Here is an 11880-nt window from a genome sequence, read left to right on the forward strand (position 1 = left end):
AATTATCAGTGGGCGGGTGTCGCCGTGGGTTTGCGATTATAAGCCCACCAGATCAAGGCGAGGCCAGCGACGATCATCGGTATGCAGAGAATCTGACCCATGGTCAGCCAGCCCCACGCCAGGTAACCCAGCTGTGCGTCCGGCACGCGGACGAACTCGACGATGAAGCGGAAGATCCCGTAGAACAGCGCGAACATGCCGGAAACCGCCATGGTCGGGCGTGGTTTGCGCGAGAACAGCCAGAGGATCAGGAACAGCGCCACACCCTCCAGTGCGAACTGGTACAGCTGCGAAGGGTGACGGGGCAACTGCGCCGGATCGCTGAACGGCGGGAAGATCATCGCCCATGGCACGTCGGTCGGCTTGCCCCACAGCTCGGCATTGATGAAGTTGCCGATACGCCCGGCACCCAGGCCGATCGGCACCAGCGGTGCGACGAAGTCCATCAGCTCGAAGAACGACTTGTTGTTGCGCTTGCCGAACCACAGTGCCGCCAGCATCACGCCGATGAAACCGCCGTGGAACGACATGCCGCCTTTCCACACCTCGAAGATCAGCGTCGGGTTGGCCAGGTACTGGTGCAGGTCGTAGAACAGCACGTAACCCAAGCGCCCGCCGACGATCACGCCCATCGACAGCCAGAACACCAGGTCGGAGAGCTTCTCGCGGTTCCAGGTCGGGTCGAAGCGATTCAACCGGCGCGAGGCGAGCAGCCAGGCACCGCCGATGCCGATCAGGTACATCAAGCCGTACCAGTGGATTTTCAGCGGCCCGAGGGCCACGGCCACGGGGTCGATCTGCGGGTAAGGCAGCATGGTGGTTCCTCTAGATCAAAAAGCTGAGGCCGACGCAGAACAGCAGCGCGGCAAACAGGCGCTTGAGCAGGCGCGGCGACAGCTTGTGCGCCAGACGCGCGCCGAAGCGGGCGAAAAACATGCTGGTGACGGCAATGCCGACCAGCGCGGGGAGATAGACATAGCCCAGACTGTGCGCGGGCAGGTGAGTTTCGTTCCAGCCCAGGATCATGAAACTCAGGGCACTGGCCAGGGCGATAGGCAAGCCGCAGGCCGACGAGGTGGCCACGGCCTTCTGCATGGGCAGGCTGCGCCAGGTGAGAAAAGGTACCGTGAGCGAGCCGCCGCCAATACCGAAGATCGCCGAGGCCCAGCCGATCACCCCACCGGCAGCGATCAACCCAGGCTTGCCGGGGATGCCACGGCTGGCCTTGGGCCTGAGGTCAAGGGCCATCTGCAGCGATACCAGCAGGGCGAACACGCCGATGATCCTCTGCAGCATCGGCCCCTGGATCAACGAAGCGGTCTTGGCGCCAATGCCCGCGCCGATGAGGATGCCAACGGTCATCCACAGGAACACCGGCCACTGTACGGCCCCCTTGCGGTGGTGTTCCAGCACGGCGTTGATCGAGGTGAAGACGATGGTCGCCAGCGAAGTCCCGACCGCCAGGTGCGTGAGGATCGAGGCATCGAAGCCCTGCAGGGTGAAGCTGAATACCAGCACCGGCACGATGATGATGCCGCCGCCCACGCCAAAGAGCCCGGCCAGTACGCCGGCGCAAGCGCCCAACAGCAGATAGAGCACGAATTCCATTCGCAGACCCTGTGAATACGATCCGGCATGGTAACGGAAGCCGGGGCTGCGCCTCTAGTGAACTCTGTGTCAGGTGATGGCAGTGCAACCAGGCTGTGGTTAGAGTGGCACAAAACACTGAGGCCAACCCATGTGCCTGATCGTATTCGCCTGGCGGCCGGGGCACGCCCTGCCGCTGATCGTCGCGGCCAACCGCGACGAGTTCTACGCCCGCCCCACCCAGGCGCTGGCCACCTGGGAGGATGCCCCGGGCGTGCATGCCGGGCGCGACCTCGAAGCCGGTGGCAGCTGGCTGGGCATAGGCCCCGGCGGGCGCTTCGCGGCGCTGACCAATATCCGCGACCCTCGCCAGCCGCTCGGGCCGCGTTCGCGCGGGGAACTGGTGGCCGCCTTCCTGCAGGGCGAACTGGGCGTGGAAGCGTATCTGGATCAGGTCGCCAGCCGCAGTGCGCAGTACTCGGGGTTCAACCTGCTGGTGGGCGATGGCGAGCGGCTGGGCTATCTGCACGCCCGAGACCCGGCGCCACGACTTCTACCACCTGGCATTTACGGGCTATCCAACGCCGGGCTGGACACGCCGTGGCCGAAACTGGTGAAAGCGCGCTCGGCGCTGGGCGAGGTGCTCGAATCGGCAGACCCGCAGCAGCTACTGGCGCTGCTGGCCGATGCTGCGCCAGCACAGGACGCTGAGTTGCCGGAGACCGGCGTAGGGTTGGCGACCGAGCGGCTGCTGTCGAGCGTGTTCATTGCCAGCCAGAATTACGGGACACGGGCGAGTACCGTGCTGATCGTGGATGATCAGGGCAGAAGGCGGATGATCGAGCGCAGTTTCGGGCCCTTTGGCGGGCATCTGGGGGAAGTGGAACTGAACCTCGTATGACTTTTCAGGCCTCTTCGCGAGCAAGTCCGCGAAGAGGCCTGTAAACGATCAAAGGCTCTTGTTCGGCCCGATCATCCGCGCCAGCCCAAGGTTCTTCAGCGCCAGTTGCAGCGAGCTGTGGATAACCTGCGGGTTGTCATGGGTCATGGCTTCGGTCAGGAGCTCACGGGCCTTGCTCATGTTGATCTGACGCAGCATCCACTTCACCTTCGGCAGGTTGGTGGCGTTCATCGACAGGCTGTCGAAGCCCATGGCCATGAGCAGGATCGCCGCTGCCGGATCACCGGCCATCTCGCCGCAGATACTCACCGGCTTGCCTTCGGCGTGGGCGTCGCGCACCACGGTCTGCAAGGCTTGCAGCACCGCCGGATGGAGGTAGTCGTACAGATCGGCGACCCGCGGGTTGTTGCGATCGACCGCCAGCAGGTACTGCGTGAGGTCGTTGGAGCCGACCGAGAGGAAGTCGACCTGACGCGCCAGTTCCTTGGTCTGGTAAACGGCCGCCGGAATCTCCACCATCACGCCAACCGGGGGCATCGGCACGTCGGTGCCTTCGTCACGCACTTCGCCCCAGGCGCGGTGGATCAGGTGCAACGCCTCTTCCAGCTCGTGGATGCCGGAGATCATCGGCAGCAGGATACGCAGGTTGTTCAGCCCCTCGCTGGCCTTGAGCATGGCGCGGGTCTGCACCAGGAAGATTTCCGGGTGGTCGAGGGTGACGCGAATACCGCGCCAGCCGAGGAAGGGGTTTTCTTCCTTGATCGGGAAGTAGGACAGCGCCTTGTCGCCGCCGATGTCCAGCGTGCGCATGGTCACCGGCAGCGGATGGAAGGCCGCCAACTGCTCGCGGTAGATCGCCAGCTGTTCCTTTTCGCTGGGGAAGCGCTGGTTGATCATGAAAGGCACTTCGGTGCGGTACAGGCCCACGCCCTCGGCGCCACGCTGCTGGGCCCGGGCCACGTCGGCGAGCAGGCCGGTGTTGACCCACAGCGGCATGCGGTGGCCATCGGGGGTGACGCACGGCAGCTCGCGCAGGGCATCGAGCCCCTGGGCCAACTGGCGCTCTTCCTCGACCACGTCGCTGTACTGCTTGCGCAGTACGTCGCTGGGGTTGGTATAGGCCTCGCCCTTGTAGCCGTCGAGAATCATCTCGATGCCATCGACCTTCGAATACGGCAGGTCGACCAGGCCCATCACCGTCGGGATACCCATGGCTCGCGCCAGGATCGCCACGTGGGAGTTGCCCGAGCCCAATACCGACACCAGGCCGACCAGCTTGCCTTCCGGCACTTCGCCGAGCATCGCCGGGGTCAGCTCCTCGCTGACCAGAATGGTGTTGTCGGGGTAGACCAGCGTCTGCGATCGAGCCTCCTGCAGGTAGGCCAGCAGGCGGCGGCCGAGATCCTTGACGTCCGAGGCGCGCTCGCGCAGGTAATCGTCATCCATCAGCTCGAAGCGGCTGACGTGCTCGCCGACCACCTGGCGCAGCGCGCCCTGGGCCCACTGGCCAGTCTTGATGACCTCGGCCACTTCGCCACCCAGGGCGGCATCCTCGAGCATCATCAGGTACACATCGAACAGCGCACGCTCTTCGGGGCGCAGCTGGGTCGCAAGCTTCGCCGACAGCTTGCGCATGTCGGCGCGCACCCCTTCGAGGGCGTTGTTGAAGAGCTTGAGTTCGCCGTCGATGTCTTCGACGGTCTTGTCCGGAACCACTTCGAGGTCAGCGGGGGGCAGCATGACCACCGCGCGGCCGACGGCAGCGCCTGGCGAGCCCGGCACGCCAACGAAGCGTGCTTCCTGGATACCCTTGCCCTGGCGGCCCAGGCCGCGTATCGAGCCGGTAGCCTCGGCGTGGGCGATAACCCCGGCGAGCTGGGCGCTCATGGTCACGAGGAAGGCTTCTTCGCCTTCATCGAACTGGCGCCGCTCCTTCTGCTGGATGACCAGTACCCCGACCACGCGACGGTGGTGGATGATGGGGGCACCAAGGAAGGAGGCGAAGCGTTCCTCGCCGGTTTCGGCGAAGTAGCGATAGCGCGGGTGATCCGCAGCATTCTCGAGGTTCAGCGGCTCTTCACGGGTGCCGACCAGGCCGACCAGGCCTTCGTTCGGGGCCATGCTGACCTTGCCGATCGAGCGCTTGTTCAGGCCTTCGGTGGCCATCAGCACGAAACGGTTGGTCTCCGGGTCGAGCAGATAGACCGAGCATACCTGGCTGCCCATGGCCTCCTTGACGCGCAAGACAATGATACCCAACGCCGTCTTGAGATCTTTGGCGGAGTTCACTTCCTGGACGATCTTGCGCAGCGTATTGAGCATGGCTCGGGGTCGGACTCCGTCGTCAGTCGCGCGTCAACAGGCGCGGGGCTAGCTCTTTCAGGGCGCGGCGATACACCTCGCGCTTGAATGTCACCACCTGACCCAGCGGATACCAGTAGCTGACCCAGCGCCAGCCATCGAATTCCGGTTTTCCGGTCAGGTCCATCCGCACCCGCTGTTCGTTGCTCACCAGCCGCAGCAGGAACCACTTCTGCTTCTGGCCGATGCACAGCGGCTGGCTGTGCGTACGGACCAGGCGCTGGGGTAAACGATAACGCAACCAGCCTCGAGTGCAGGCAAGAATTTCCACATCCTCGCGTTCCAGGCCAACTTCTTCGTTCAGCTCGCGGTACAGGGCATCCTCTGGGGTTTCGTCAGGGTTGATACCACCCTGTGGAAACTGCCAGGCATCCTGGTTGATCCGCCGAGCCCATAGCACCTGCCCGGCATCATTCGTGAGAATGATCCCGACATTGGGGCGAAAACCATCCGGGTCGATCACGGCAGCAACCTCGAAAACGCATGTCACCGCATTGTTCCACAAAGCTTGCGAGCGCAGCAACGCACCCGCCATAGCTTATGTGCAGCGAGGTGAAAACTCCGTATTCTGCGGGACTTCTTCCCGGAGGCTTCTGCGAGAAAACCCATGCGCCTGGCTTTATTCGACCTGGACAATACCCTCCTCGGCGGTGACAGCGATCACGCCTGGGGTGACTACCTGTGTGAACGGGGCATCCTCGACCCCATCGCCTACAAGCAACGCAACGACGCCTTCTATCAGGATTACCTCAACGGCACCCTGGACCTGCAGGCCTACCTGGCGTTCTCGATGGAGATCTTCGCCGCCACCGAACCTGCCCAGCTCGACCAATGGCACCGCGAATTCATGCGCGACTGCATCGAGCCGATCATCCTGCCCAAGGCCCTCGCCCTGCTGCAGCAGCACCGCGAGGCTGGCGACAAACTGGTGATCATCACCGCCACCAACCGCTTCGTCACTGCGCCCATCGCCCGCCGCCTGGGCGTGCGCACCCTGCTGGCCACCGAATGCGAGCGTGATGGCGAGCGCTATACCGGGCGTAGCACCGATATACCGTGTTTCCGTGAAGGCAAGGTGACGCGCCTGAAGCGCTGGATGCTGGAGAACGGCTACGATCTGCAAGACAGCTACTTCTACAGCGATTCGCTGAATGATCTGCCGTTGCTGGAGCAGGTGACGCACCCGGTGGCGGTGGACCCGGATCCGAAACTGCGTGAAGAGGCCGAGCGGCGCGGATGGCCGGTGATTTCGTTGCGCGATTGAGATCGCGGGGCCCTTTCCTGGTTCCACCCGTGAAAAGGGCCCCGCAGACGCATCAGACCGGCTTGGCCCCCATCAATCCTGCAATCGACAGGAAGCACACCCCACTGAACACCGCCAGCGCCAGGGTCAGGCGCAGCCCGGCAGGCTCGGCCTTGCGCAGGCGGTTCAGCCGCACCAGCAGCCACCACACGGCGAAAGCGCCCAGGGTATAGAGGATGCTGGAGGCCAGCACCCAGGTCTGGCCCAACGGCCAGCCTACCAGGTGCACCAGCCACCAGCCGGTGAACGGCATGCTCAGCAGGCACAGCCCCATCACCAGCCAGACGAACACCAGCGGCCGACGCAGCAGTTTGGCGTAGGCCTCGGCATCACCCTGCCGGCGGGCACGCAAGGTCCAGATCGCCAGACCCAGCGCACCGAGGATCAACAGTACGGTGGCGAGGATGTGCAGGGTCTTGAGGGTGGTCAGGTGTTCCATCGCGTGCGGGTCCTCGAAAGACTTTTTTCGGCCTCACCGCGGGACAAGCCCGCTTCTGCAAGTTCGGTGTTGCCATTCATGCCAAGCGTAGCCGCTCAACCCAGGAACAGCTTGTACGCCGGGTTGTCGGTTTCATCCCAGTATGGATAACCGATCTTGGCCAGCGCCTCGGGCACCAGGTGGCGCTCGTCTTCCGGCACCTGCAACCCGGCCACCACGCGACCATCGGCGGCACCGTGGTTGCGGTAGTGGAACATCGAGATGTTCCAGCGCCCGCCCAGCTTGTTGAGGAAGTTGAACAGCGCCCCCGGACGCTCAGGGAACTCGAAACGCAGCACCAGCTCATCGCTGGCCGCCGCCGAGTGGCCACCGACCATGTGACGGATATGCAGCTTGGCCAGTTCGTTGTCGGTCAGGTCGGTTACCGGGAAGCCCTGCTCGGTCAGGTGCTGAACCAGGGCGGCGCGCGGGTCGGTCTCTGGATGGGTCTGCACGCCGACGAAGATGTGCGCCTCTTTGTCGGCGTGGTACCGGTAGTTGAACTCAGTGATCTGACGCTTGCCGATAGCCTCGCAGAACGCCTTGAAGCTGCCCGGACGCTCCGGGATGGTCACGGCGATGATCGCCTCGCGCTTCTCACCCAGTTCGGCGCGCTCGGCAACGTGACGCAGACGATCGAAATTGACGTTGGCACCGGAGTCGATGGCCACCAGCGTTTGCCCCGAGACGCCGGTCAACTCGACGTACTTCTTGATGCCCGCCACGCCAAGGGCGCCGGCAGGTTCGGTGATCGAGCGGGTATCGTCGTAGATATCCTTGATCGCTGCGCAGATCTCATCGGTACTGACGGTGATCACCTCATCGACATGATCCTTGCAGATATCGAAGGTGTGCTGACCGATCTGCGCCACCGCGACACCGTCGGCGAACAGCCCCACCTGCGGCAGCACCACACGCTCGCCCGCAGCCATCGCGGCCTGCAGGCAATTGGAATCGTCAGGCTCGACGCCGATCACCTTGATCTCGGGGCGCAGGTACTTCACATAGGCCGCAATGCCGGCAATCAGCCCGCCACCACCGACCGGCACGAAGATCGCGTCCAGGCGGCCCGGGTGCTGGCGCAGGATCTCCATCGCCACGGTGCCCTGCCCGGCGATGGTGTGGGGATCGTCGTAGGGGTGGATGTAGACGAAGCCCTTCTCTTCGACCAGCTTCAGCGAATAGGCCAGCGCCTCGGGGAAGGAGTCGCCGTGCAGCACCACCTTGCCGCCACGCGAGCGCACCCCCTCGACCTTGATCTCCGGCGTGGTCTTGGGCATCACGATGGTGGCCTTGATGCCCAGCTCCCGCGCAGCCAGGGCCACGCCCTGGGCGTGGTTGCCGGCAGAGGCGGTGACCACGCCACGCGCCAGCTCTTCGGCGCTCAGTTGCGCCAGCTTGTTGTACGCCCCGCGGATCTTGAAGGAGAACACCGGCTGCAGGTCCTCGCGCTTGAGCAGGACCTGGTTGCCCAGGCGCTTGCTCAGTTGGCCGGCGTTGTGCAGCGGGGTTTCGACGGCGACGTCGTAGACGCGCGAGGTGAGGATCTTCTTGACGTACTGTTCGAGCATCTTGGAAACATCACTGGGCCGCGGGACAAGGGCTGGAAGTCTACCCCAGCGCCCTGTCGGGCGACCACAGCAAAGCCGCCGGACTCGTTATACTAGGCGACTTCAGAAAACCTCCCGCCCCTCTCGGAGCCCGCATGACCCAGGACCAACTCAAACAGGCCGTCGCCCAGGCCGCTGTCGACTTCATTCTGCCCAAGCTGGATGAAAAGAGCGTCGTCGGCGTCGGCACCGGTTCGACCGCCAACTTCTTCATCGACGCCCTGGCCCAGCACAAGACCGCCTTCGACGGCGCCGTCGCCAGCTCCGAGGCCACCGCACAGCGTCTGAAGGGTCATGGCATCCCGGTCTATGAGCTGAACAGCGTCAGCGAGCTGGAGTTCTACGTCGACGGTGCCGACGAGAGCGACGCGCACTTGAACCTGATCAAGGGCGGCGGTGCGGCCCTGACCCGCGAGAAGATCGTCGCGGCAGTGGCCAAGACCTTCATCTGCATCGCCGACGCCAGCAAGCTGGTGCCGGTGCTCGGCGCCTTCCCGCTGCCGGTCGAGGTGATCCCGATGGCCCGCAGCCACGTGGCGCGCCAGCTGGTCAAGCTGGGTGGCGATCCGGTGTACCGCGAAGGCGTGGTGACCGACAACGGTAACGTCATCCTCGACGTGTACAACCTGCAGATCACCAACCCGGTGGAGCTGGAAAGCAAGATCAATGCGATCGTTGGCGTGGTCACCAACGGCCTGTTCGCGGCGCGTCCGGCAGACTTGCTGCTGCTGGGGACTTCCGAAGGCGTGAAGAGCCTGAAGGCTGAATAAGCAAGCCCGCTCCTACAAGTACCCCGCTGTTCTGAAGGACGCCGGGAAACCTGTAGGAGCGGGTTTACCCGCGAATAGGCCAGCACTGAAACAACAAAGACCACTGCCCCCACAGAGCCCTGAACTACACCTACTCAGCCGGCTGCCTGAACACATAGAACAGGTTCGGCTCACTCACCAGGTAGATGGTCCCGGCATCGTCCATGGCGATCCCTTCAGCCTGCGGCACCGTCTTCTTCAGGCCCTGATATCCCTTGCGCAACGACAGGGTGCTCAGCGGCCGCCCCTTCACATCCAGCTCCAGCACCAGCCGTGATTCGTCCGACAGCGCCAGCAGATGCCCGCTGCGTTCATCGAACTGCAGGCTCGACAGGTCGCGCACGAACAACCGTGAATCACGCTTGCGGTCCTGCACCACATGCACCGCATAGGGCTGCTCCGGATTGGCATGGGGGAAACCGTGCACCTCGTAGATCAGCATCGGATCACGCTCCTTGGCGACGAACAGGCGCTTGCCAGCCGAATCGTAAGCCAGCCCTTCGAAGCCCTTGTTGCCGTTCAGGCCGATGCCCAGGGTGAGCTGCTCGGCGTCGTTGGCGTCGAGAAACGGCGTGTCGTCGTCCAATCGCACGCGAATCAGCCGTTGCTGGCGCTCGTCGGTGATGACGTAGCTGTTGGGCCCGACATACTCCACCGCCTCGGGATCGCCGAAGCCGGTCAGCGGCACGCGGCGCAGGATGCGCCCATCCAGCGAAAGCTCGATGAGCTCTGAGCGGGCGTTAGTGACGGTAAACAGGGTCTTGCGATCGGGATCGTAGGTAAGCGCCGAAACATCGTCGTCCAGGCCCTCGATGGGCTGAGCCTCGATCACCACCTGGTAGCGATCTAGCCCGATGCCTTGCTCGGTCGGCTGCCACCAGCTCTTGAGGTTGAACCAGCCGCGCTCGAACAGACGGAACTCGTGCCCCACCACGCCAAGCACCGCCAGCACGGAGAAAGCCAGAAGAAAGAGAAACGAACGAAGATGACGGCGCATGAAGAGGACTCGACGGAGGATGCCGAATCTAATCATTCATAGCTGAAATAAAGCTTAAGGCCATCATCAGAAAATCCCGACAATCCTGTCAGTGCTTCTTGAAGCGATAGAACAGCGCGGGCTCGCTGACCATGTACAGGTTGCCCTGATCGTCCATGGTCACACCTTCGGCCCGAGGCACACGGCTACCCAGACCGTTGAACGCCCCGAGCAAGGTCATGAAGCTGACCTGCTCACCCTTCTCGTCCAGTTCCAGCAGCATGTTCGAGTCAGCCGACAGCACCAGCAGGTGGCCTGTGCGTGGATCAACCGCCAGCGCAGACAGGTTGCGCAGGTCGAGCTCGTCACTGGGCAGCAGCTGCTTATCGCCCTTGAGCGGCCCGCGACCATCGGTGCTCCAGGTAAACAGACGCGGCGGGCGCTCTTCGCCGATGATCAGGCGCTGGCGCATCGGGTCCCAGGCGATGGCCTCGAAACCCTTGTTGCTCTTGACCGACTTGCCCAGGTCATAGCTGGGGAAGTCATCGTGATTAAGCGTCGAGGTGCTCGCGTCCACCTTTACCAGCGTCAGGTCATGGTTGCGCTCATCAACGATCGCGATCAGCCCGTTTTCCAGCACGGCAAGGCCTTCAGGATTTTCCCAACCCACCAGCGGAATCTTGCGCAACACGTCGCCATCGAGCGTGAGCTCGACCAGGAAGGGGTTCTTGCCCATCACCGCGAACAGCGTGCGGGTCTGCGGATTGAACGACAGGTCCGAGGCTTCGTCGTCGTCCATGCCCGGCAACGGCTTGGCGTCGATGTCTACCAGGTAGTCCGGCAGCCAGACGCTTTCAATTCGCTCGGCACTGCTCTCGAAACGCTCCTTGACCCACAGCAAGCCACGGTCATCCCAGTGCATGGCGATGGCCACCCCATAGCCGATCACCGCTGCCACAGCCAGGGCGAACGGCCAGCGCAGGTAGAAACGACGCTTGGTGGAAGCTGGGGCGCTGGAAGGTGCTGGCATGCAGGGGGTCCTGGGTAAATGGGCGAAGATTCGCGCATTATCCAGATGGGGTGTGAAAAAAACGGTAAATCGCTCGCGGGTAAAACCGCTCTCACAAGGCTGTGCAAATCCCTGTAGGAGCGGGTTTACCCGCGAAAATGACGACGCGCAGTCAGATCAAAGCACGCGGCTCTCGAAGCGGCTGACACCCGGCAGCTCAAGCACCAGCTCATCACCGACATTGAACGGCCCGACACCGGCCGGGGTGCCGGTGAGGATCACATCGCCCGCCTGCAGAGAGAAGTGCGCGGCGATGTGCTGGATGATCGGCACGATGGGGTTGAGCATCATTGCGCTGCTGCCATCCTGGCGCACTTCGCCGTTGATGGTCAGGCGTACCGGAATGTCGGTCACGTCCTCGAAACTGGATGCGGCGACGAACGGCGGCAATACACAGGCGCCGTCGAAGCTCTTGGCCAGCTCCCACGGCAGGCCCTTCTCCTTGAGCTTGGCCTGCACGTCGCGCAGGGTCAGGTCCAGGGCCGGGGCGTAGCCGGAGATGGCATCCAGCACTTCTTCGACTGTCGGCTTGGTCGACAGCGGCTTGCCCAGGAGCACGGCGATCTCGGCTTCGTAGTGCACCGAACCACGGTCGGTCGGGATCTTGAAGCCGCCTTCCAGTGGCACCACGCAGCTGCCAGGCTTGATGAACAGCAGCGGCTCGCTGGGGATGGGGTTGTCCAGTTCCTTGGCATGCTCGGCGTAGTTGCGGCCGATGCACACCACCTTGCCCAGCGGGAAGTGGATGCGCGTGCCGTCTACGTACTGGTGCTGGTAACTCATGGG

General features: G+C 63.5%; 12 protein-coding genes. 3 read left to right on the forward strand and 9 right to left on the reverse strand.

Going from position 1 to position 11880, the window contains the following annotated elements; all coding sequences use genetic code 11:
- Positions 1–5: 5 nt before the first annotated feature.
- Together lgt and IAE40_RS07505 are read right to left on the reverse strand one after the other, a co-directional pair.
- Positions 6–815 carry a prolipoprotein diacylglyceryl transferase gene (gene lgt, locus IAE40_RS07500; RefSeq protein WP_054891132.1) on the reverse strand — a complete coding sequence of 270 codons (810 nt, stop codon included), beginning with the start codon at positions 813–815 and terminating at the stop codon, positions 6–8.
- A 10-nt stretch (positions 816–825) separates the two neighbouring features.
- On the reverse strand, positions 826–1608 hold the full coding sequence (locus IAE40_RS07505; protein WP_200602940.1) for a sulfite exporter TauE/SafE family protein: 783 nt from the start codon (positions 1606–1608) through the stop codon (positions 826–828).
- A gap of 130 nt (positions 1609–1738) precedes the next feature.
- On the opposite strand from IAE40_RS07505, the gene IAE40_RS07510 reads away from it, so the two are divergent.
- Complete coding sequence (locus IAE40_RS07510; protein ID WP_065863989.1) at positions 1739–2488, forward strand: NRDE family protein; 750 nt, start codon at positions 1739–1741, stop codon at positions 2486–2488.
- A 48-nt stretch (positions 2489–2536) separates the two neighbouring features.
- On the opposite strand, the gene ptsP is transcribed toward IAE40_RS07510, so the two are convergent.
- Positions 2537–4810, reverse strand: coding sequence for a phosphoenolpyruvate--protein phosphotransferase (gene ptsP / locus IAE40_RS07515; RefSeq protein WP_054891129.1), 2274 nt, complete (start codon positions 4808–4810; stop codon positions 2537–2539).
- Positions 4811–4832: 22 nt separating this feature from the next.
- Positions 4833–5312, reverse strand: a complete 480-nt coding sequence (locus IAE40_RS07520) for an RNA pyrophosphohydrolase (RefSeq protein ID WP_029614755.1) — start codon at positions 5310–5312, stop codon at positions 4833–4835.
- Between the two features lie 144 nt (positions 5313–5456).
- On the opposite strand from IAE40_RS07520, the gene IAE40_RS07525 reads away from it, so the two are divergent.
- The gene (locus tag IAE40_RS07525) at positions 5457–6113 is read left to right on the forward strand and encodes an HAD family hydrolase (protein ID WP_054891128.1); all 657 of its coding nucleotides are present in this window, start codon (positions 5457–5459) and stop codon (positions 6111–6113) included.
- Between the two features lie 52 nt (positions 6114–6165).
- On the opposite strand, the gene IAE40_RS07530 is transcribed toward IAE40_RS07525, so the two are convergent.
- Entirely contained in the window at positions 6166–6591 is a 426-nt protein-coding gene (locus IAE40_RS07530) for a DUF2269 domain-containing protein (RefSeq protein WP_054891127.1), read from the reverse strand.
- Positions 6592–6686: 95 nt separating this feature from the next.
- A complete protein-coding gene (gene ilvA / locus IAE40_RS07535; RefSeq protein WP_054891126.1) occupies positions 6687–8201 on the reverse strand; it encodes a threonine ammonia-lyase, biosynthetic in 1515 nt (504 codons plus the stop codon).
- A gap of 134 nt (positions 8202–8335) precedes the next feature.
- Between ilvA and rpiA the strand changes: the two genes are divergently transcribed.
- Positions 8336–9010: a ribose-5-phosphate isomerase RpiA gene (gene rpiA / locus IAE40_RS07540; RefSeq protein WP_197890499.1), complete on the forward strand. Its 675-nt coding sequence runs from the start codon at positions 8336–8338 to the stop codon at positions 9008–9010.
- Positions 9011–9140: 130 nt separating this feature from the next.
- On the opposite strand, the gene IAE40_RS07545 is transcribed toward rpiA, so the two are convergent.
- From IAE40_RS07545 to IAE40_RS07555, 3 genes are all read right to left on the reverse strand, one after another.
- Positions 9141–10046 (reverse strand): SdiA-regulated domain-containing protein, encoded by a 906-nt coding sequence (locus tag IAE40_RS07545; RefSeq protein WP_200602941.1) that lies wholly within the window; start codon positions 10044–10046, stop codon positions 9141–9143.
- An 88-nt stretch (positions 10047–10134) separates the two neighbouring features.
- Positions 10135–11055, reverse strand: a complete 921-nt coding sequence (locus tag IAE40_RS07550; RefSeq protein ID WP_054891123.1) for an SdiA-regulated domain-containing protein — start codon at positions 11053–11055, stop codon at positions 10135–10137.
- Between the two features lie 156 nt (positions 11056–11211).
- Positions 11212–11877: a fumarylacetoacetate hydrolase family protein gene (locus tag IAE40_RS07555; protein WP_054891122.1), complete on the reverse strand. Its 666-nt coding sequence runs from the start codon at positions 11875–11877 to the stop codon at positions 11212–11214.
- Between the last annotated feature and the right edge of the window lie 3 nt (positions 11878–11880).

Source organism: Pseudomonas sp. S44, from assembly GCF_016624805.1.
GTDB classification, from domain to species: Bacteria; Pseudomonadota; Gammaproteobacteria; order Pseudomonadales; family Pseudomonadaceae; genus Aquipseudomonas; species Aquipseudomonas machongensis.

Bases quoted from the DNA above. Each gene is read 5' to 3' on its own strand.
- lgt (WP_054891132.1), bottom strand. From the start codon at position 815: ATGCTGCCTTACCCGCAGATCGACCCCGTGGCCGTGGCCCTCGGGCCG.
- IAE40_RS07505 (WP_200602940.1), bottom strand. From the start codon at position 1,608: ATGGAATTCGTGCTCTATCTGCTGTTGGGCGCTTGCGCCGGCGTACTG.
- IAE40_RS07510 (WP_065863989.1), top strand. From the start codon at position 1,739: ATGTGCCTGATCGTATTCGCCTGGCGGCCGGGGCACGCCCTGCCGCTG.
- ptsP (WP_054891129.1), bottom strand. From the start codon at position 4,810: ATGCTCAATACGCTGCGCAAGATCGTCCAGGAAGTGAACTCCGCCAAA.
- IAE40_RS07525 (WP_054891128.1), top strand. From the start codon at position 5,457: ATGCGCCTGGCTTTATTCGACCTGGACAATACCCTCCTCGGCGGTGAC.
- IAE40_RS07530 (WP_054891127.1), bottom strand. From the start codon at position 6,591: ATGGAACACCTGACCACCCTCAAGACCCTGCACATCCTCGCCACCGTA.
- ilvA (WP_054891126.1), bottom strand. From the start codon at position 8,201: ATGCTCGAACAGTACGTCAAGAAGATCCTCACCTCGCGCGTCTACGAC.
- rpiA (WP_197890499.1), top strand. From the start codon at position 8,336: ATGACCCAGGACCAACTCAAACAGGCCGTCGCCCAGGCCGCTGTCGAC.
- IAE40_RS07545 (WP_200602941.1), bottom strand. From the start codon at position 10,046: ATGCGCCGTCATCTTCGTTCGTTTCTCTTTCTTCTGGCTTTCTCCGTG.
- IAE40_RS07550 (WP_054891123.1), bottom strand. From the start codon at position 11,055: ATGCCAGCACCTTCCAGCGCCCCAGCTTCCACCAAGCGTCGTTTCTAC.
- IAE40_RS07555 (WP_054891122.1), bottom strand. From the start codon at position 11,877: ATGAGTTACCAGCACCAGTACGTAGACGGCACGCGCATCCACTTCCCG.